This is a genomic window from Enterobacter ludwigii (genome assembly GCA_023023105.1).
Taxonomy (GTDB): domain Bacteria; phylum Pseudomonadota; class Gammaproteobacteria; order Enterobacterales; family Enterobacteriaceae; genus Enterobacter; species Enterobacter adelaidei.
Window position 1 is genome coordinate 2741837 of record CP083824.1, and the last position, 20277, is coordinate 2762113.

General features: G+C 55.3%; 21 protein-coding genes. 8 read left to right on the forward strand and 13 right to left on the reverse strand.

What is annotated here, in order from left to right; all coding sequences use genetic code 11:
• Positions 1-72 precede the first annotated feature (72 nt).
• Together mepM and znuA are read right to left on the reverse strand one after the other, a co-directional pair.
• Complete coding sequence (gene mepM, locus LCD46_13280; protein ID UOY69072.1) at positions 73-1392, reverse strand: murein DD-endopeptidase MepM; 1320 nt, start codon at positions 1390-1392, stop codon at positions 73-75.
• A 15-nt stretch (positions 1393-1407) separates the two neighbouring features.
• A complete protein-coding gene (znuA, locus tag LCD46_13285) occupies positions 1408-2352 on the reverse strand; it encodes a zinc ABC transporter substrate-binding protein ZnuA (protein ID UOY72962.1) in 945 nt (314 codons plus the stop codon).
• A 77-nt stretch (positions 2353-2429) separates the two neighbouring features.
• On the opposite strand from znuA, the gene znuC reads away from it, so the two are divergent.
• Positions 2430-3185 (forward strand): zinc ABC transporter ATP-binding protein ZnuC, encoded by a 756-nt coding sequence (gene znuC / locus LCD46_13290; GenBank protein UOY69073.1) that lies wholly within the window; start codon positions 2430-2432, stop codon positions 3183-3185.
• Positions 3182-3967, forward strand: a complete 786-nt coding sequence (gene znuB / locus LCD46_13295) for a zinc ABC transporter permease subunit ZnuB (protein ID UOY69074.1) — start codon at positions 3182-3184, stop codon at positions 3965-3967. Before znuC ends, znuB begins: the two co-directional genes overlap by 4 nt.
• Before the next feature lie 59 nt (positions 3968-4026).
• Here znuB and ruvB read toward each other — a convergent pair whose 3' ends face one another.
• The 6 genes from ruvB to aspS form a co-directional block, all read right to left on the reverse strand.
• On the reverse strand, positions 4027-5037 hold the full coding sequence (gene ruvB / locus LCD46_13300) for a Holliday junction branch migration DNA helicase RuvB (GenBank protein UOY69075.1): 1011 nt from the start codon (positions 5035-5037) through the stop codon (positions 4027-4029).
• A gap of 8 nt (positions 5038-5045) precedes the next feature.
• Positions 5046-5660 carry a Holliday junction branch migration protein RuvA gene (ruvA, locus tag LCD46_13305; protein ID UOY69076.1) on the reverse strand — a complete coding sequence of 205 codons (615 nt, stop codon included), beginning with the start codon at positions 5658-5660 and terminating at the stop codon, positions 5046-5048.
• 79 nt (positions 5661-5739) lie between these two features.
• On the reverse strand, positions 5740-6261 hold the full coding sequence (ruvC, locus tag LCD46_13310) for a crossover junction endodeoxyribonuclease RuvC (protein UOY69077.1): 522 nt from the start codon (positions 6259-6261) through the stop codon (positions 5740-5742).
• A 34-nt stretch (positions 6262-6295) separates the two neighbouring features.
• Positions 6296-7036 (reverse strand): YebC/PmpR family DNA-binding transcriptional regulator, encoded by a 741-nt coding sequence (locus LCD46_13315; GenBank protein ID UOY69078.1) that lies wholly within the window; start codon positions 7034-7036, stop codon positions 6296-6298.
• Between the two features lie 27 nt (positions 7037-7063).
• Complete coding sequence (gene nudB / locus LCD46_13320; protein ID UOY69079.1) at positions 7064-7507, reverse strand: dihydroneopterin triphosphate diphosphatase; 444 nt, start codon at positions 7505-7507, stop codon at positions 7064-7066.
• Between the two features lies 1 nt (position 7508).
• A complete protein-coding gene (gene aspS, locus LCD46_13325) occupies positions 7509-9281 on the reverse strand; it encodes an aspartate--tRNA ligase (protein UOY69080.1) in 1773 nt (590 codons plus the stop codon).
• A gap of 264 nt (positions 9282-9545) precedes the next feature.
• On the opposite strand from aspS, the gene LCD46_13330 reads away from it, so the two are divergent.
• From LCD46_13330 to cmoB, 5 genes are read left to right on the forward strand one after another with little or no spacing between them, the layout of a single operon-like run.
• Positions 9546-10112 carry a hydrolase gene (locus LCD46_13330; protein ID UOY69081.1) on the forward strand — a complete coding sequence of 189 codons (567 nt, stop codon included), beginning with the start codon at positions 9546-9548 and terminating at the stop codon, positions 10110-10112.
• Positions 10109-10927, forward strand: a complete 819-nt coding sequence (locus LCD46_13335; protein ID UOY69082.1) for a DUF72 domain-containing protein — start codon at positions 10109-10111, stop codon at positions 10925-10927. Before LCD46_13330 ends, LCD46_13335 begins: the two co-directional genes overlap by 4 nt.
• Positions 10928-10979: 52 nt before the next feature.
• Entirely contained in the window at positions 10980-11375 is a 396-nt protein-coding gene (locus tag LCD46_13340; GenBank protein UOY69083.1) for an MAPEG family protein, read from the forward strand.
• Positions 11376-11416: 41 nt separating this feature from the next.
• Positions 11417-12160 (forward strand): carboxy-S-adenosyl-L-methionine synthase CmoA, encoded by a 744-nt coding sequence (gene cmoA, locus LCD46_13345; GenBank protein UOY69084.1) that lies wholly within the window; start codon positions 11417-11419, stop codon positions 12158-12160.
• A complete protein-coding gene (cmoB, locus tag LCD46_13350; GenBank protein ID UOY69085.1) occupies positions 12157-13128 on the forward strand; it encodes a tRNA 5-methoxyuridine(34)/uridine 5-oxyacetic acid(34) synthase CmoB in 972 nt (323 codons plus the stop codon). Before cmoA ends, cmoB begins: the two co-directional genes overlap by 4 nt.
• 139 nt (positions 13129-13267) lie before the next feature.
• On the opposite strand, the gene cutC is transcribed toward cmoB, so the two are convergent.
• Positions 13268-14011: a copper homeostasis protein CutC gene (gene cutC / locus LCD46_13355; GenBank protein UOY69086.1), complete on the reverse strand. Its 744-nt coding sequence runs from the start codon at positions 14009-14011 to the stop codon at positions 13268-13270.
• 78 nt (positions 14012-14089) lie between these two features.
• Positions 14090-14650, reverse strand: coding sequence for a VOC family protein (locus LCD46_13360; protein UOY69087.1), 561 nt, complete (start codon positions 14648-14650; stop codon positions 14090-14092).
• Between the two features lie 239 nt (positions 14651-14889).
• Here LCD46_13360 and argS point away from each other — a divergent pair, with 239 nt between their 5' ends.
• Positions 14890-16623, forward strand: coding sequence for an arginine--tRNA ligase (argS, locus tag LCD46_13365; GenBank protein UOY69088.1), 1734 nt, complete (start codon positions 14890-14892; stop codon positions 16621-16623).
• Between the two features lie 42 nt (positions 16624-16665).
• Here the strand turns inward: argS and LCD46_13370 are convergent, their stop codons facing one another.
• The 3 genes from LCD46_13370 to flhB are packed head-to-tail and all read right to left on the reverse strand — an operon-like array spanning position 16666 to position 20277.
• On the reverse strand, positions 16666-17058 hold the full coding sequence (locus LCD46_13370; protein UOY69089.1) for a flagellar protein FlhE: 393 nt from the start codon (positions 17056-17058) through the stop codon (positions 16666-16668).
• Complete coding sequence (gene flhA / locus LCD46_13375) at positions 17058-19136, reverse strand: flagellar biosynthesis protein FlhA (protein UOY69090.1); 2079 nt, start codon at positions 19134-19136, stop codon at positions 17058-17060. The genes LCD46_13370 and flhA overlap by 1 nt, the downstream gene beginning before the upstream one ends.
• On the reverse strand, positions 19129-20277 hold the full coding sequence (flhB, locus tag LCD46_13380) for a flagellar type III secretion system protein FlhB (GenBank protein ID UOY69091.1): 1149 nt from the start codon (positions 20275-20277) through the stop codon (positions 19129-19131). Before flhB ends, flhA begins: the two co-directional genes overlap by 8 nt.

Below are 20277 nucleotides of genomic sequence, written 5' to 3' on the forward strand. Positions count from 1 at the left end.
GAGGCAGTCGCCCACGCACAAAAGAAAAAGCCGGCGCACACTGACACCGGCTTTTTAAACAACACAGAAGGCTTAGTCTAAGCTCAGCTGCGGCACCACCTCTTTCACCTGCGCCAGGTAATCAGAACGATCTTTACCTGTCAGGCCTTCGGTGCGCGGCAGTTTCGCCGTCAGCGGGTTCACGGCTTGCTGGTTGATCCATACTTCATAGTGCAGGTGCGGGCCGGTAGAACGTCCGGTATTGCCTGACAGCGCGATACGGTCACCACGTTTCACTTTCTGACCCGGTTTGACCAACAACTTGCGCAGGTGCATATAGCGAGTCGTGTAAGTACGACCATGACGCACCGCAACATAGTATCCAGCTGCTCCGCTGCGTTTGGCCATGACCACTTCACCATCACCCACAGCCAGTACCGGTGTACCCTGCGGCATAGCAAAATCAACGCCACGATGCGGTGCAACACGCCCGGTGACCGGGTTCAGACGGCGCGGATTGAAGTTAGAGGAAACGCGGAACTGTTTCGCCGTCGGGAAGCGCATGAAGCCTTTCGCAAGACCTGTACCGCTGCGGTCATAGAACTTGCCGTCTTCAGCACGAATCGCGTAGTAATCTTTGCCCTCTGAGCGCAAACGCACGCCCAGCAGCTGGCTCTGCTCGCGCTTACCCTCCAGCATTTCGCGGGACATCAGAACGGAAAACTCATCACCTTTCTTCAGCTTGCGGAAATCCATCTGCCACTGCATGGCTTTGATGACAGAACTGATTTCAGCGCTGGTCAACCCTGCATCTCGGGCACTGGAAACAAAGCTTGCGCCCACGGTCCCTTTCATAACGCTATTGACCCAGTCGCCCTTCTGCATTTCGCTGGTCATTTTGAAACCGTTTGCAGTGCGTTCGTAGGTGCGGGTTTCGCGGCGAGACATTTCCCAGGTCAGACTCTGCAGATCGCCATCTGCCGTTAATGTCCATGAGAGCTGTTGCCCTATTTTCAAATTACGGAGATCTTTATCTGCAGCCGCCAGCTGGCTGATATTGCCCATGTCGATGCCGTACTGGTTCAGTACACTACTCAGCGTATCCCCGGTAGAAACAACGTATTCGTGGGTCCCTGCGTCGCTCTCGGTTTTATCGTCCAGTTCATCTTGTGGGATAGCTTCATCTTCCTGAGCCGCCTGATCGATAGGCTCACTGGCTTCAGGCAGCAAAGAACGGATTTCGCTCTTTTCGAGCTCTATGGTTTTGATGATAGGGGCAGAACTCGGGTGGTAAACATAGGGCCGCCAGACGGCGACCGCTAAAGTGAGAACTGTAAGCGACCCCAGCATAACGCGATGGGGTCGAGGCAGATTGTTAAATGCCAGGGCGACAGAGCGGGCTATCTGTTGCACGTATTCACTTCCTCGTTAATCTCCTTTCAGGCAGCTCGCATACTGGTTCGCCAGTTGGCTGAGAAACTGCGAATAGCTCGCTTTGCTCAACTGGATATTCGTTCCTAGCGGGTCAAGGGTCCCCATGCGCACGGATGTCCCCCTGGCCACGGCTTCTACGACCGCTGGCCTGAACTGTGGCTCAGCAAAAACGCATGTCGCTTTTTGCTCAACCAACTGTGTTCTGATTTCATGTAAACGCTGCGCACCAGGTTGAATTTCAGGGTTGACGGTAAAATGACCCAGCGGGGTCAGACCGTAGTGTTTTTCGTAATAGCCATAGGCGTCATGAAAAACGAAATACCCTTTTCCTTTCAACGGTGCGAGCTCAGTACCTACCTGCTTATCGGTTGCGGCTAATTGTGCCTCAAAATCCTTCAGGTTGGCGTCTAGTTTGGCTCGACTTTGCGGCATAAGTTCCACTAATTTGTCATGGATTGCAACCGCTGAAAGCCGCGCTATCTCTGGGGATAACCAAAGATGCATGTTGTACTCGCCGTGATGGTGATCTCCATCACCTTTTTCGCCGTCTGCAGCATGATGGTCATGTTCGTCGCCGTCGTCATCCGACCCTTTCATGAGCAACGGTTTCACGCCAGGGAGTTCGGCAATCGCGACCTGTTTTTCGTCAACAATCTGTTTCGCTGACTTCTGCATAAACGCTTCCATTTCCGGACCAATCCAGACGACTAAGTCCGCGTTTTGTAAGCGCTTTACATCTGACGGGCGCAGGGAATAGTCATGCTCGGATGCACCATCAGGGAGCAGAACCTGGGTTTCCGTTACCCCGTCTGCAATGGCAGATGCGATGAATCCAAGCGGTTTAAGCGAAGCGACAACCGCAGCGTTAACATCTTGTGCGGTTGTACCCCAAAGGGCAGCGGATAATGCTGCGAAAAGAAGCGTATTTTTATGTAACATAATGCGACTAATCATCGTAGTGAATGCGTGGAATGTGATATTATAACATTCGTTGACTTCTTCAAGCTTAAAATGACATGACGACATTGGTTTCTCTTGAAAATATTTCGGTCTCATTCGGGCAGCGCCGCGTCCTCTCTGACGTGTCGCTCGATCTGAAGCCCGGCAAAATTCTGACGCTGCTCGGTCCCAATGGCGCCGGAAAATCTACCCTGGTGCGCGTGGTGCTGGGTCTGGTCGCACCCGATGAAGGCGTGATCAAGCGCGAGGAAAAATTGCGTATTGGCTATGTGCCGCAAAAACTTCACCTCGACGCCACGCTGCCGCTGACGGTCAGCCGTTTCCTGCGTCTGCGCCCCGGCACCCGTAAAGCCGATATTCTCCCGGCACTGAAACGCGTGCAGGCGGGCCATCTTGTCGATGCGCCTCTGCAAAAACTGTCCGGCGGTGAAACGCAGCGAGTTTTACTCGCCCGCGCGCTGCTGAGCAGCCCGCAGCTGCTGGTACTGGATGAGCCGACTCAGGGTGTGGATGTGAATGGTCAGGTTGCGCTTTATGATTTGATCGACCAGCTACGTCGAGAGCTTGATTGCGCAGTGCTGATGGTGTCCCATGACCTGCATCTGGTCATGGCAAAAACTGACGAAGTGCTGTGTCTCAACCACCATATTTGCTGCTCCGGCACGCCTGAAGTGGTGTCAATGCATCCGGAGTTTATCTCCATGTTTGGCCCTCGCGGTGCTGAGCAACTGGGCATTTATCGCCATCATCATAATCATCGCCATGATTTACAGGGACGAATTGTCCTGCGCCGGGGAAATGGACACTCATGATTGAACTGTTACTGCCCGGCTGGTTAGCCGGGATTATGCTTGCCTGCGCCGCGGGCCCACTCGGCTCGTTTGTTGTCTGGCGCAGAATGTCCTATTTTGGCGATACCCTGGCGCATGCCTCTCTGCTGGGCGTCGCTTTTGGTCTGTTACTGAACGTCAACCCTTTCTATGCGGTGATTGTAGTCACGCTGCTCCTTGCCGGGGGGCTGGTCTGGCTGGAAAAACGCCCACACCTCGCCATTGATACGCTGCTTGGCATCATGGCGCACAGTGCCCTGTCGCTGGGTCTGGTCGTCGTGAGCCTGATGTCGAACATTCGCGTCGACCTGATGGCCTACCTGTTCGGCGACCTGCTGGCCGTGACGCCAGAAGATCTGATCTCTATCGCCATTGGTGTCGTCGTGGTGCTCGGCATTCTGCTCTGGCAGTGGCGTAATTTGCTGGCGATGACCGTAAGTCCGGATCTGGCGTTTGTTGACGGCGTGAAATTGCAGCGCGTGAAGTTGCTGCTGATGCTGGTAACAGCGTTGACCATTGGTGTGGCGATGAAGTTTGTTGGAGCGCTGATTATTACCTCCCTTCTGATCATTCCGGCAGCAACAGCGCGCCGCTTTGCCCGCACGCCAGAACAGATGGCCGGTGTGGCCGTGATTATCGGGATGATTGCGGTAACGGGTGGATTAACCTTCTCGGCGTTTTATGACACGCCTGCAGGGCCGTCTGTGGTGCTGTGTGCAGCGGTGCTGTTTATTTTCAGTATGATGAAGAAGACGGCAAGTTGACATCGAGGGCGCTGATGCCCTCACCCTGCCCCTCTCCCGTTGGGAGAGGGAATTAAACATTATGGCATTGCCGGTGGGGTAATCCCGAAGTGATTCCACGCCCGCACCGTGGCCATGCGTCCACGCGGAGTACGTTGCAGGAAGCCCTGCTGGATCAAATACGGTTCGAGCACATCTTCAATTGTCTCGCGCTCTTCCCCGATTGCCGCCGCCAGGTTATCCAGCCCGACTGGCCCGCCAAAGAATTTGTCCAGCACCGCCAGTAACAGCTTGCGGTCCATGTAGTCAAAGCCTTCGGCATCTACGTTCAGCATATCCAGCGCCTGAGCAGCTATCTCGGCGGAAATGGAACCATCATGCTTCACTTCGGCAAAGTCACGCACGCGGCGCAGCAGGCGGTTGGCAATACGCGGCGTACCGCGGGAACGCTTCGCCACTTCAAACGCGCCCTCTTCGCTCATTTCCAGCCCCATATAGCGGGCGCTACGGCCAACGATGTGCTGGAGATCCGCCACCTGGTAAAACTCAAGACGCTGTACGATACCGAAACGGTCGCGCAGCGGAGAGGTCAACGACCCGGCGCGGGTTGTTGCGCCAATCAGGGTAAACGGTGGCAGATCGATCTTGATAGAGCGCGCTGCCGGGCCTTCACCGATCATGATATCCAGCTGGTAATCTTCCATCGCCGGATAGAGCACCTCTTCCACCACCGGCGACAGACGGTGAATCTCGTCGATAAACAGCACGTCATGGGGTTCAAGGTTGGTCAGCATCGCCGCCAGATCGCCTGCTTTCTCTAGCACCGGGCCGGAGGTAGTACGCAGGTTGACGCCCATTTCATTGGCGACGATATTCGCCAGCGTGGTTTTCCCCAGTCCCGGAGGACCAAAAATCAGCAGGTGATCGAGAGCATCGCCGCGCAGTTTTGCCGCCTGGATGAAAATCTCCATCTGGGAACGTACCTGCGGCTGGCCAATGTACTCATCAAGCAGCTTCGGGCGGATCGCACGATCCACCACGTCTTCAGCCTGAAGGGAGCCTGCCGATACCAGGCGATCTGCTTCAATCATCCTTTACCTCACAATGCAGCGCGCAGCGCTTCACGAATCAGAGTTTCACTGCTGGCATCCGGTTTGGCGATTTTACTCACCATACGGCTGGCCTCCTGAGGTTTATAGCCCAGTGCCACCAGCGCAGCAACCGCTTCCTGCTCGGCGTCATCATCCGTCGCTGGCGCGCCAGGCGAGGTCAGCACCAGATCGGTCGCAGGGGTAAAGAGATCGCCATGCAGCCCTTTGAAGCGATCTTTCATTTCGACAATCAGACGCTCGGCGGTTTTCTTGCCGATACCCGGAAGCTTAATCAGCGCTGCGGGATCTTCGCGCTCAACGGCATTCACAAACTGTGGAGCTGACATACCGGAGAGAATTGCCAGCGCCAGCTTCGGCCCGACGCCGTTGGTTTTAATCAGCTCGCGGAACAGGGTACGTTCCTGTTTGTTGTTGAAGCCGTACAGCAGCTGAGCATCTTCACGCACCACAAACTGAGTAAAGACAATCGCCTCTTTACCCGCGTCCGGCAGCTCGTAGAAGCAGGTCATCGGCATATGGACTTCATAGCCCACGCCACCCACTTCCAGCAGCACTAACGGGGGTTGTTTTTCAATGATGATGCCTCTGAGTCTGCCTATCACGTGACGCTCCTGCGTTCTGGAAAAATTAACTGCCGACATAATAAAAAAAGGCTGGATAAACATCCAGCCTGATTTTTCATTATCGTAACCTGCCTCGCGCCAGATTGAGCCGCGACTCGCTCATTTGCATCGCGTTCTGGCTGACGTGACAGTGGGTAATCGCGATAGCCAGCGCATCCGCGGCGTCCGCCTGGGGGTTCGCGGGGAGCTTCAACAAGGTTCGCACCATGTGCTGCACCTGGCTTTTCTCCGCGCTGCCAATCCCCACCACCGTCTGCTTGACCTGCCTTGCCGCGTATTCGAACACCGGTAAATCCTGGTTTACGGCAGCAACAATGGCCACACCGCGCGCCTGACCAAGCTTTAATGCCGAATCAGCGTTTTTGGCCATAAAGACCTGTTCGATGGCGAAATAGTCTGGCTGGAACTGGGTGATAATTTCTGTCACACCTGCGTAGATCAGTTTCAGGCGTGACGGCAGATCGTCCACTTTGGTGCGAATACACCCGCTGCCGAGGTAGGTTAGCTGGCGTCCCACCTGACGGATAACGCCATAGCCGGTGACGCGTGAGCCGGGGTCAATCCCGAGGATAATCGACATCACGCGTCTCCCGTTAACGGTTTACACGCTCTCATCAGAGAGTCGCTGCAACCTCATCAGAGATTTCACCGTTGTGATACACTTCCTGCACGTCGTCGCAGTCTTCGAGCATATCGATCAGGCGCAGAAGTTTCGGTGCAGTTTCCGCATCCATGTCCGCTTTTGTTGATGGGATCATAGACACTTCAGCGTTGTCTGCTTTCAGACCCGCCGCTTCCAGCGCGTCACGTACCGCACCCATCTCTTCCCACGCGGTGTAGACGTCGATTGCGCCATCATCGAAGGTCACAACGTCTTCTGCACCGGCTTCCAGTGCCGCTTCCATGATCACATCTTCGTCGCCTTTCTCGAAGGAGATCACGCCTTTCTTGCTGAACAGATAAGAAACGGAACCGTCAGTTCCCAGGTTACCACCGGTTTTGGTAAACGCGTGACGCACTTCGGCTACGGTACGGTTACGGTTGTCGGACAGACACTCAACCATGACCGCAGTACCGCCAGGGCCGTAACCTTCATAAATGATGGTTTCCATGTTCGCGTCTTCATCACCGCCCACGCCACGTGCGATTGCACGGTTCAGGGTGTCACGCGTCATGTTATTAGACAGCGCTTTATCAACCGCCGCGCGCAAGCGCGGGTTAGAAGCCGGATCGCCGCCGCCCAGACGTGCCGCTGTTACCAGCTCACGAATGATTTTGGTAAAGATTTTACCGCGTTTGGCATCCTGTGCCGCTTTACGGTGTTTGGTGTTGGCCCACTTACTATGACCTGCCATAAAAAGTTCTCCAAAAATCGCGCCTTCTCAGGCTGCGTTAATTACAAATTCTTCAATCGCCTGCCGGTTGCTCCACGACTTGGTCAGAGCGGCGGCATCCGCCGCACTGACCCAGCGGTAGGTCAGGTGTTCGGTAAACACAACCTCACGTTCGTGGGGGAGTGCAAGACAGAACCACGATTCCGTATTCCGCTCGGTACCCGGCGCATAGCGATGACGTAAATGGCTAAAAATTTCAAACTCCACCGTGCGCTGACAGTCCTTCAGGGTCAGTTGCTCGCGGGCAACATCAATGGTGACCTCTTCCTTTACTTCACGCGCGGCGGCCTGCAGCGCGGTCTCCCCCTCTTCCAGACTGCCGGTTACCGACTGCCAGAAATCAGGGTCATCGCGCCGCTGCAACATCAGCACCCGCTTCGTGTCTTCTGCATAGATGACCACCAGGACCGAAACGGGCAGCTTATATGTCATATCAGTTTTTCTCTTCCTTCTTCACCACTTCAATGCCCAGCTCGGCCAGAGAGGCCGGGTTAGCAAAACTTGGTGCTTCGGTCATCAGACACGCCGCGGCAGTGGTTTTCGGGAAGGCAATAACATCACGAATGTTATCGGTACCGGTCAGCAGCATGGTCAGACGGTCAAGACCGAAGGCCAGACCCGCGTGCGGAGGCGTACCGTATTTCAGGGCGTCCAGCAGGAAGCCGAATTTCTCGCGCTGCTCCTGCTCATTGATGCCCAGAATGCCGAACACGGTCTGCTGCATGTCACCGCTGTGAATACGCACGGAACCACCGCCCACTTCGTAGCCGTTGATGACCATATCGTAGGCGTTCGCCACCGCGTCTTCCGGTGCGGCTTTCAACTCTGCGGCAGTCATGTCTTTCGGCGAGGTGAATGGATGGTGCATTGCGGTCAGACCACCTTCACCGTCGTCTTCAAACATTGGGAAGTCGATAACCCACAGCGGCGCCCATTTGTTCTCGTCGGTCAGGTTCAGGTCTTTACCGAGTTTCAGACGCAGGGCGCCCATCGCATCGGCAACCACTTTCTTGTTGTCCGCGCCGAAGAAGATCATGTCGCCGTCCTGCGCGCCAGTGCGCTCAAGGATCGCTTCCACGATGTCCGCGTTCAGGAATTTCGCGACCGGGCTGGTAATACCTTCCAGACCTTTTGCACGCTCGGTGACTTTAATATAGGCCAGACCTTTCGCGCCGTAGATCTTGATGAAGTTACCGTAGTCGTCAATCTGCTTACGGCTCAGTGCCGCACCGCCAGGTACACGCAGCGCAGCTACGCGACCTTTGGCATCGTTAGCCGGGCCAGCAAATACCGCAAACTCAACGGATTTAACCAGATCAGCAACGTCCACCAGCTCCATCGAGTTACGCAGATCTGGTTTGTCAGAACCGTAGCGACGCTCAGCTTCAGCGAAGGTCATGATTGGGAAATCGCCCAGCTCAACGCCTTTCACGTCGTTCCACAGGCTACGCACCAGAGCTTCCATCACTTCACGCACCTGCTCGGCGGTCATGAAGGAGGTTTCCACATCAATCTGGGTAAATTCTGGCTGGCGATCAGCACGCAGGTCTTCGTCACGGAAGCATTTTACGATCTGATAGTAGCGATCGAAACCAGACATCATCAGCAACTGTTTGAACAGCTGTGGAGACTGTGGCAGCGCGTAGAATTTACCTTTATGCACGCGGGATGGGACCAGGTAATCGCGCGCGCCTTCCGGCGTGGCTTTGGTCAGCATCGGGGTTTCGATATCCAGGAAACCGTGGTCATCCATAAAGCGACGCACCAGACTGGTGATTTTCGCGCGGGTTTTCAGGCGCTGAGCCATTTCCGGGCGACGCAGATCCAGATAGCGGTACTTCAGACGTGCTTCTTCAGTGTTGACGTGGTTAGAGTCCAGCGGCAGCGCTTCAGCACGGTTGATAATCACCAGATCGGACGCCAGCACTTCAATTGCGCCGGTCGCCATGTCTGCGTTGACGTTTTTCTCGTCACGCGCACGAACGGTGCCGGTGACCTGAATGCAGAACTCATTACGCAGCTCAGAAGCCAGTTTCAACGCATCTGCGCGATCCGGATCGAAGAACACCTGAACGATACCTTCGCGGTCACGCATATCAATGAAGATAAGGCTACCAAGATCACGACGGCGGTTGACCCAACCACACAGGGTTACCTGCTGTCCAACGTGGGACTGACGCAGCTGCCCGCAATATTCTGTACGCATGAGATATCCCTTAATTAGCCGCAGGCTAAATGTCGCCTGGTATGCAGGCTACTATGTCGCAGCTTTCTGTATGTCACAACTGGATGAAAAAAGGCGGCTATTATACTGGAAATTCCGCCGGACGATAAGAGCGAACCTCGGCCTGACGGTCGTTTGCTGCACTCTTATTGCGCATTCTCACAAAAATTAACAAAATTATCCGACCGGTAACAGGCCATCACGTCGTATGGTGTAGCGGAAGTGATTAATTTAACTGGAGTGACTATGTTAACACTCGATACCAGCAAAACCGCGCTTGTCGTCATTGATTTACAGGAAGGGATCCTGCCTTTTGCCGGAGGCCCACACACCGCAAATGATGTGGTCAGCCGCGCCGCTCGCCTGGCGGAAAAATGCCGCACAAGCGGAGCGCCTGTTGTCATGGTGCGCGTCGGCTGGTCCGCCGATTTTGCCGAAGCCTTAAAACAGCCCGTCGATGCGCAGATTGCGGCGCATTCGCTACCGGAAAACTGGTGGACGTATCCGGTCTCACTCGGCAAGCGTGACAGTGATATCGAAGTGACTAAACGCCAGTGGGGTGCATTTTACGGTACCGATCTGGAGCTGCAGCTGCGCCGTCGCGGAATCGACACCATCATTCTTTGTGGCATTTCCACCAACATCGGCGTGGAATCTACCGCCCGCAACGCGTGGGAACTGGGCTTTAACCTTGTGATTGCAGAAGATGCCTGCAGCGCGGCCTCTGCGGAACAGCACCAGGGCAGTATGACTCACATCTTCCCGCGCATCAGTCGTGTGCGCAGCACTGACGAGATCTTAAACGCGTTATGATGTATGTGGGCCTGCCCCAATGGTCGCACCCGAAATGGGTGCGCCTTGGCATCACCAGCCTTGAGGAATATGCCCGACACTTCAATTGCGTCGAGGGTAACACCACGCTGTATGCACTACCCAAAGCAGAGATTGTTGAACGCTGGCGCGAACAAACAACCGATGATTTCCGCTTCTGCTTTAAGTTTCCGGCAACCATCTCCCATAACGCGGCCCTGCGTCACTGCGATGATTTGACCGTCGAGTTCTTGAACAGAATGTCGCCGCTGGCAAACCGCATAGGTCAGTACTGGCTGCAGCTTCCCGCCGTCTTTGGCCCACGCGATCTGCCCGCGCTTTGGCAGTTTCTGGATACACTTCCCCGGGAATTTACCTATGGGGTTGAAGTCAGGCATCCTGCATTTTTTGCCAAAGGTGAAGAAGAGAAAGCGCTCAATCGCGGTCTGCTTGAGCGCTCAGTCAACCGTGTGATCCTCGACAGCCGTCCGGTGCATAGCGCCATTCCGCATAGCGAAGCCATCATTGATGCGCAACGCAAAAAGCCCAAAGTGCCTGTTCATGCCATCGTGACGGCTCATCACCCTATGGTCAGGTTTATAGGCAGCGATAACATGCAGCAAAATCAGGAGATGTTCGCCGTCTGGCTGCAAAAATTAGCGACGTGGGAACAGACCACCACGCCATATCTCTTCCTGCACACCCCGGATATCGCGCAGGCACCTGAACTGGTCGATGCTCTCTGGCAGGCCTTGCAGGCTGCGGTACCGTCCGTGGGCAGCGCCCCCGTCATCCCACAACAATCTTCTCTTTTCTGATATCACCCCCTATCATAGTAAAGTGCCATCTGCCAAAAAACAGGGAGTTTGTATGGTCAGCGCGCTGTATGCGGTATTAGGTGCATTGCTACTGATTAAGTTTTCATTTGATGTTGTGCGCCTCAGAATGCAGTACCGCGTCTCTTACGGTGACGGCGGATTTTCCGAGCTACAAAGCGCTATCCGCGTTCACGGCAATGCGGTCGAATACATCCCGGTGGCGTTAATTTTGCTGCTGTTTATGGAGATGAATGGCGCAGAAACCTGGATGGTGCACATCTGTGGCCTGCTTCTGCTTGCCGGCCGACTAATGCATTATTACGGTTTTCACCACCGCCTGTTTCGCTGGCGTCGTTCCGGCATGAGTGCGACGTGGTGTTCACTTTTGCTGATGGTGCTGGCTAACCTTTGGTATATGCCGTGGGAGTTGGTTTTCTCCTTCCATTAGCGCACAATACGCCACTTTATTTTTCCCGGATTTTTTACGTTATGTCAGATCGCGACACGCTTTTTTCCGCGCCTATCGCCAGCCTGGGCGACTGGACCTTCGATGAACGGGTAGCCGAAGTCTTCCCGGATATGATCCAGCGCTCTGTTCCCGGTTATTCCAATATTGTCTCGATGATCGGCATGCTGGCTGAGCGATTCGTTCAACCCGGCACAAAGGTCTATGACCTGGGCTGTTCGCTTGGCGCGGCAACGCTGTCGGTACGTCGTAACGTTCACCACGAAGGCTGCCGGATCATTGCCGTGGATAATTCCCCGGCAATGGTTGAACGCTGCCGTCGCCATATTGATGCTTACAAAGCCCCTACCCCGGTGGACGTCGTAGAAGGTGATATCCGTGAGATTGAGATCAATAACGCGTCGATGGTGGTGCTGAATTTTACCCTGCAGTTCCTGGTGCCTGAAGACCGTCAGCGACTGCTGGACAAAATTTATCAAGGGCTGAACCCTGGCGGTGCGCTGGTCCTTTCCGAAAAATTCAGCTTTGAAGACGCCGAGGTTGGCGAACTGCTGTTCAATATGCACCACGATTTCAAGCGTGCGAACGGTTACAGCGAGCTGGAGATCAGTCAGAAGCGTAGCATGCTCGAAAACGTGATGCTCACGGACTCCGTGGAGACCCATAAAGCGCGTCTGCGTCAGGCAGGATTTGAGCATAGCGAACTGTGGTTCCAGTGTTTCAACTTTGGCTCCCTGGTGGCACTGAAAGCGGGGGTTCCTGCATGATTGAGTTCGGCAACTTCTATCAGCTGATTGCGAAAAACCACCTTTCCCATTGGCTGGAAACCCTGCCGGCGCAGATTGCTACCTGGCAGCGCGATCAGCAGCACGGCCTGTTAAAGCAGTGGTCAAATGCAGTGGAGTTTCTTCCTGAACTGACACCTCACCGTCTGGATCTGCTGCATAGCGTGACCGCAGAAAGCGCAGAGCCTCTTTCCGCCGGGCAGACTAACCGCATCGAAACGTTGATGCGAAACCTGATGCCCTGGCGCAAAGGACCGTTTTCACTTTACGGTGTGAACATCAATACCGAATGGCGCTCAGACTGGAAATGGGATCGCGTTTTGCCGCATCTGTCCGATCTGACCGGACGTACCATTCTGGATGTCGGCTGCGGCAGTGGTTACCACATGTGGCGCATGATTGGCGCAGGTGCGCATCTGGCAGTGGGCATTGATCCGATGCAGCTGTTCCTGTGCCAGTTTGAGGCAGTGCGTAAATTGCTGGGTAACGACCAGCGCGCACACCTGCTGCCGTTGGGCATTGAGCAACTGCCAGCCCTGAAAGCCTTTGATACCGTGTTTTCCATGGGTGTGCTGTACCACCGCCGTTCCCCGCTGGAGCATCTATGGCAGCTTAAAGATCAGCTGGTCAGCGGTGGCGAACTGGTGCTGGAAACGCTGGTTATCGAAGGTGATGAGAATGCGGTTCTGGTGCCGGGTGACCGTTACGCGCAAATGCGAAATGTCTACTTCATCCCTTCCGCGCTGGCACTAAAAAACTGGCTTGAGAAGTGCGGGTTTGTGGATGTACGCATTGCAGATGTCTGCGTGACGTCAATCGAAGAACAGCGCCGCACCGACTGGATGATTACCGAATCGCTGGAGCAATTCCTTGACCCGGCCGATCACAGCAAAACCGTTGAAGGCTATCCTGCGCCGATGCGTGCGGTGTTGATTGCCACGAAGCCGTAGCCTTTTAGCCGTTGGTGGCCAACGCAGCTGCGGCTTGAAATATGAAGGATAAAAAAAGGCCCCTGTTGAAATTGCAGGGGCCTGGTACAAGCAAGCATCATATTGGGCGACATGATGCGCGGTAAAAATCGGTACGTTGCTACACGTGATGACGCTCAATCAGCGACTTCATTTCCGCAACCGACTCTCCCTCTACACCGTAGCGTGAATACTCATCCGCTTCAGCATCTGTCGACATTGACAACCCTGTATTGCGATAACGCATGGGAGACGGCATCCACTTGCCTGCCGAGCTGTGAAGCTCCTCTACCCCGGCGTTTAAAAACCGTTCCAGATTGCTGGCACGGACACCCGCACCCGCCATTATTATTGGAACACCAGAATGGGCTTTTAGTTCCGTAATTAATTGCAGACCTTTTTCCGCAGAGGACTGCTGCCCCGATGTCAGAATGCGTGCCACGCCCAGTTCGGTAAGCGAATCAAATGCTTGCAGGGGGTCTTTGCACATATCAAATGCGCGATGGAAAGTCACTGCCATCCCTTTCGCGGCATCCATGACCTGGCGCATACGTGGCATATCGACCTGACCGTCTTCATCAAGCAACCCGATAACCAGCCCGGGAAATCCCAGTTCACGAACCAGAGTGATATCTTCAAGCATGGCACTGAACTCGCCCGACGTGTAACAAAAATCACCGCCGCGAGGACGAATAATCGGGTGAACGGGAATGGTGACGGCCTGACGGGCAGACTTCAACATGCCGTAGGATGGCGTCAGCCCACCCTCTTTGGGTGCCGCGCACAGTTCGATGCGATCAGCACCGTGTTTTTGCGCAGTCACGGCACACTCCACGCTGTAACAACAAATCTCCAGCAGTGCCATTTAATCCTCCTGAAAGCCCACTAAACAAATCATCATGACACGCCGCCCGTTTTTAGTCCCGGCGTTGACTCACAACTCTCACGCTTCACTGGCAACAATCTGCTCAATGGTCCACGGGTGAAACTTCACGGTGACCTGTCCGTCCGTGACGGCCAGCGTCGGGTTAGGTAAACGCTCGCGTTCGCCTTTGGGTGAACTCGTTTTGACACAAATCCCCGGTTTGCTTAAGCCTTCATCAGATAACAAGGCCAGTGCGCGCGCGTTCAGTGTTTCTGGCTCACCCGGCAGAACAATTTCGATATGCTCCCAGCCTTCGTGCGGATAACGTTTTTCCCCCGGCCACGGCAGTTCAATCACAGTGAATTGCCAGTGCGCTACCTTCACGGGTTCATGCAGTTTAAACAGGCATATTGGGCGACCGTTAATAATGTTCTCAGAGAGCAGCTCACCGCACTGTTCAAAACCTCGACGCCAGCGCTCGGCGGTCGCATTTTGATGACAGCGCAAAGAGATGTGATCCGCTTCAAGCGGTGCGATATCCAGACCAAGGCGGGTGGCAAGTTCTGTGAACGCCTGGGTGAAGCGCGGTAAATCTGCGGAAATATCATGCAGTTCGTCAATGGAATGCCAGTTCGCCATAAGTCAGTCTCTTTTCATGTCGCAAAGCCGCTAATTTACTCTGTTGCCCAGTTTTGACCAACCGCAGAATACGGCTTTTTATGACTGCATGATTATGCACGCCTTCTTAGCCTGGATTCTGAACAATCTTCGGCCCGCGCAATGCTGACGCCAGAGGGCATTTGCAGTATACTCCCGCCCTAAATTCTATAACTGGCGCGGGTGGTTGTGAGCCCGCATCAAAAAAGTAAGGTATCCAGGTGAATATTCAGGCTCTTCTCTCCGAAAAAGTCAGTCAGGCACTGATTGCCGCAGGTGCACCTGCGGATTGCGAACCGCAGGTTCGTCAGTCAGCAAAAGTACAGTTTGGCGACTATCAGGCTAATGGCGTGATGGCAGTGGCTAAAAAACTGGGCATGCCGCCGCGACAACTCGCTGAGCAGGTACTGACGCATCTGGATCTCACCGGTATCGCCAGCAAAACCGAAATCGCCGGTCCGGGCTTTATCAACATCTTCCTGGAACCTGCTTTCCTGGCAAGCCACGTTGACGCGGCGCTGAAATCTGACCGCCTGGGTGTCTCCCAGCCGGAAGCGCAGACCGTTGTGATCGACTACTCTGCCCCGAACGTGGCGAAAGAGATGCACGTGGGTCACCTGCGCTCCACCATCATTGGTGATGCTGCCGTGCGTACCCTCGAATTCCTCGGTCACAAGGTGATCCGCGCGAACCACGTGGGCGATTGGGGTACTCAGTTCGGTATGCTGATTGCTTACCTGGAAAAACAGCAGCAGGAAAACGCGGGTGAAATGGCGCTGGCCGATCTCGAAGGGTTCTACCGCGAAGCCAAAAAACACTACGACGAAGACGAAGCTTTTGCCGAGCGCGCGCGCAGCTACGTAGTAAAACTGCAGGGCGGCGACCAGTACTTCCTCGAGATGTGGCGCAAGCTGGTTGACATTACGATGTCTCAGAACCAACTCACCTATAACCGTCTGAACGTCACCCTAACCCGTGATGACGTAATGGGTGAAAGCCTCTATAACCCAATGCTGCCCGGCATTGTGGCTGACCTGAAGGCCAAAAATCTGGCAGTTGAGAGCGAAGGCGCAACGGTCGTGTTCCTTGATGAGTATAAAAACAAGGAAGGTGAACCGATGGGCGTGATCATCCAGAAAAAGGATGGCGGCTATCTCTACACCACTACCGATATCGCCTGTGCAAAATACCGTTACGAAACGCTGCATGCCGACCGCGTGCTGTACTACATCGACTCCCGTCAGCACCAGCACCTGATGCAGGCGTGGACCATCGTGCGTAAAGCCGGTTACGTGCCGGATTGCGTTCCGCTGGAACACCATATGTTCGGCATGATGCTCGGTAAAGACGGCAAGCCGTTCAAAACCCGTGCGGGCGGTACCGTGAAGCTGTCCGACCTGCTGGACGAAGCGCTGGAACGCGCCCGTCGCCTGGTGGCGGAGAAGAACCCGGATATGCCTGCCGATGAGCTGGAAAAACTGGCGAATGCCGTGGGTATCGGTGCGGTTAAATACGCGGATCTTTCCAAGAACCGGACCACCGACTATATCTTCGACTGGGATAACATGCTGGCGTTTGAAGGCAACACCGCGCCGTACATGCAGTATGCCTACACCCGTGTGCTCTCTGTATTCCGTAAAGCCAATATCGACGAAAGCGTACTGGCGAATGCTGCCGTGACCATCACTGAAGATCGCGAAGCGCAGCTGGCAGCGCGTCTGCTGCAGTTTGAAGAGACACTGACGGTTGTGGCGCGAGACGGAACACCGCACGTGATGTGTGCTTACCTGTACGATTTGGCAGGCCTGTTCTCCGGCTTCTACGAGCACTGCCCTATCCTGTCTGCGGAAAGCGACGCGGTACGTAACAGCCGCCTGAAGCTGGCGCAGCTCACGGCGAAGACCCTGAAGCTGGGTCTGGATACCCTGGGTATCGAAACCGTAGAACGCATGTAATACAAAAAACCCGGCAAGCGCCGGGTTTCTTTTTTCACACCGTTAACGATAGTTAACGATGACAGCGTTACTCTGAACTTTCAGCGCCGGAATCAAACGCCCTCCACCCGGTACTTCCCAGATAAAACGCAAAGGTTCGATGGCCGGCACGCCATTAAATGCCTGTGTGGTGCCGTTCTCTCCGTCAATTTCCGTGCAGCGAGTCTGAGAGCAGAGACGTACCCGCAACCCTGCTGGCGTTGGGCCAATCAGCCTGTAGTTCCACACCACAAGCCCCATCTGGCCGGAAACCGGCTCAGAGGGCGATAACGGGTTTGATGACATGGCAACCCCGCGATTGCTGAGGGTCACGCCCATGCTGCTCGCCTGCCAGGTCCCTTCCCCGGCAGCCTGCGCCACCAGCGGGAAGAATAAGATCCATAACCACTTACGCATTATTTTCCTCCAATCGTCGCGGTCATGCGGATATGACGGTTATCCGACAGCTCCATATTTGACAGCACGACCAGTTGGTTCAGGCTACGACGCAGGAAGCGCGACAGCAGCGGACGCAGCGCATGGTTAACCAGCAGCACCGGCGGTGCTCCCAGCATCTCCTGACGCGCCAGCGCCTCCTGCGTTTGCGCCAGCAGGCGGTCCGCCAGACCCGGTTCCAGCCCGCCGCCACCCTGCAAGGCCTGCAGCAGCAGACGTTCAAGCGGCGTATCGAGACCAATAACCTGCACTTCTCCGGTTCCAGGGAACCACTGCTGGGTAATCGCTCGCCCCAGCGCCACGCGCACCACCGCGGTAAGCTCATGCGGATCGTTTTGTAACGGCGCATGTTCGGCAAGGGTTTCCAGAATGGTACGCATATCGCGGATCGGTACTTTCTCGTCGAGCAGGTTTTGCAACACTTTGTGCAGGGTAGTCAACGTCAGCACGCCCGGCACCAGATCTTCCGTCAGCTTCGGCATCTCCTGCGTGACGCGGTCAAGGAGCTGCTGCGCTTCCTGACGTCCAAACAGCTCTGCCGAGAATTGGCCAATCAGGTGATTAAGATGGGTTGCCACCACGGTACTGGCTTCGACTACCGTATACCCCTGAATTTGCGCCTGCTCTTTCAGCGCACTTTCAATCCAGATCGCGGCCAGACCAAAAGCCGGATCGATGGTTTGCTCGCCTGGCAATGTGCCTGCGGCGGTGCCGGGGTTAATCGCCAGCCAGCGTCCCGGATAGGCATCGCCGCTGCCGATTTCAACGCCTTTCATCAGGATGCGATAGCGCGCGGGCGGCAGGTCCATATTGTCGCGGATGTGTACCACCGGCGGCAGGAAGCCCATGTCCTGGGCGAATTTTTTACGGATACTGCGGATGCGGCCAAGCAGTTCGCCATCCTGCTGGAAATCGACCATCGGGATCAGGCGATACCCAACTTCCATACCCAGCGAATCTTCCAGCTGAACGTCATTCCAGGTCGCTTCGACAGCCTGGGTGTTCTCCGGCATTTTAACCGCAACAGGCTCGGCTGCCGGTTGGGTTTCACGCCCTCGCATCCACCAGGCAAGACCCAGCAGTGCCGCAGTGAACAGCAGGAACACGAGGTTTGGCATACCTGGGACCAGACCGAGTAACCCCAGTACCGCAGCGGCCAATAGCATGACGCGCGGGTTACTGAAGAGCTGGCCGACCATCTGCTCGCCAACGTCCTGATCGGTACTCACGCGGGTCACAATCACACCCGCCGCCGTGGAGATAACCAGCGCCGGGATCTGCGCGACCAGACCGTCACCGATGGTCAGCAGCGTATAACTCTCTGCCGCGTGGCCCATGTCCATGCCATGTTGCAGAACACCGACCAGCAGGCCACCCACCACGTTGATCACCATGATCAGAATGCCCGCGATGGCGTCACCGCGCACAAACTTACTCGCACCGTCCATGGAGCCGTAGAAGTCCGCTTCCTGCGTCACTTCCGCACGGCGTTTTTTCGCTTCATCTTCCGCGATAAGACCGGCGTTCAGGTCGGCATCAATCGCCATCTGCTTGCCTGGCATCCCGTCCAGCACAAAGCGCGCGCCCACTTCGGCGATACGCCCTGCACCCTTGGTGATAACCATAAAGTTGATGATTACGAGGATCACAAACACCACGATACCGATGGCGAAATTACCGCCTACCAGGAAGTGGCCGAAGGCCTCAACCACTTTACCCGCCGCAGCCGCACCCGTATGACCTTCCATCAGAATGATACGCGTGGAGGCCACGTTCAGCGCCAGTCGCAGCAAGGTGGTAAACAGCAGAATGGTCGGGAACGCCGCGAACTCAAGGGTACGCTGGGTGAACATCGCCACCAGCAGCACCATGATGGACAACGCAATGTTGAATGTGAAAAGCAAATCGAGGATGAATGCCGGGAGCGGCAGTACCATCATCGACAGAATTAGCAGGATGAGAATCGGCCCGGCAAGGATCTGCCATTGGGTCGATTTCAGGTTGCCGGGCAGGCGCAACATTGCCACCAGATTAGCCATCAGTGTCCTTCTCGTTCAAAAAATCCAGCGCTTCAGGCACCGGAAGGTTCTCAGGTTTCACAGGTCGTTGTCCGCCAGCCAGACGCCAGCGCTTCAACTGCCATACCCAGGCCAACACTTCCGCCACGGCGGCGTAGAGTTGTCCGGGGATCTGTTGTCCAATTTCCGCATGGCGGTATAAGGCACGCGCCAGCGGAGGGGCTTCCAGGATAGGTACACGGTGTTCAGTACCAATCTCACGAATGCGAAGTGCTATCAGACCCGCCCCTTTCGCCACCACTTTCGGCGCGCTCATTTTGTTTTCGTCATAGCGCAGCGCAACGGAATAGTGTGTCGGGTTGGTGACGATCACGTCAGCTTTTGGCACGTCTTCCATCATGCGTCGACGGGCAGCGGCGCGCTGCATCTGGCGGATACGCCCTTTGACGTGCGGGTCACCTTCCATCTGTTTGTATTCGTCACGGATATCCTGGCGTGACATGCGCAGTTTCTTGAAGTGGGTATAAAGCTGGAAGATCACGTCAAAACCCACCATCGGAATAATGCTGAGCACCACCAGCAGCGCGCAGAGTCCGACCAGGTTCAGCGCATTGCTCATTGCGGTGAGGGGGGATTCACTGATAAGACGCATCATTTCCGGCCAGTGGTACCAGAGGTAAAACCCCGCTGAACTCCCCATCAGTACCGATTTGAGAATGGCTTTGAGCAACTCCGCCCCGGTCTGCGCAGAGAACATTTTCGCAATGCCCGGCAGCGGGTTCAGTTTGGAAAATTTCGGCTGCAGCGATTTGGCACTAAAGACCAGACCACCCAGCATCACCGGCGAAACCAGCGCGACCAGCACAACCCCTGTAATCAGCGGCAGCAGTGCAACCATCGCCCCTTTTATTAGCTGGATAATCTGGCTGAGGATCAGATTCGGGTCATTGACCATGCTGTGGTCAAAACGTAAGCCAGTAGACAACATTCCCGCCAGTTTGCGGGCGAGCGACTCCCCACCCCACCAGATAATGCACACCCCTACGATAAGGATCAGCAGGGAAGTCAGTTCTCGGGATCGGGGGATCTGCCCTTCCTCACGCGCCTTTTCTAGTCGGTGGGGTGTGGGGGCTTCCGTTTTGTCGTCGTTCTCTTCTGCCAC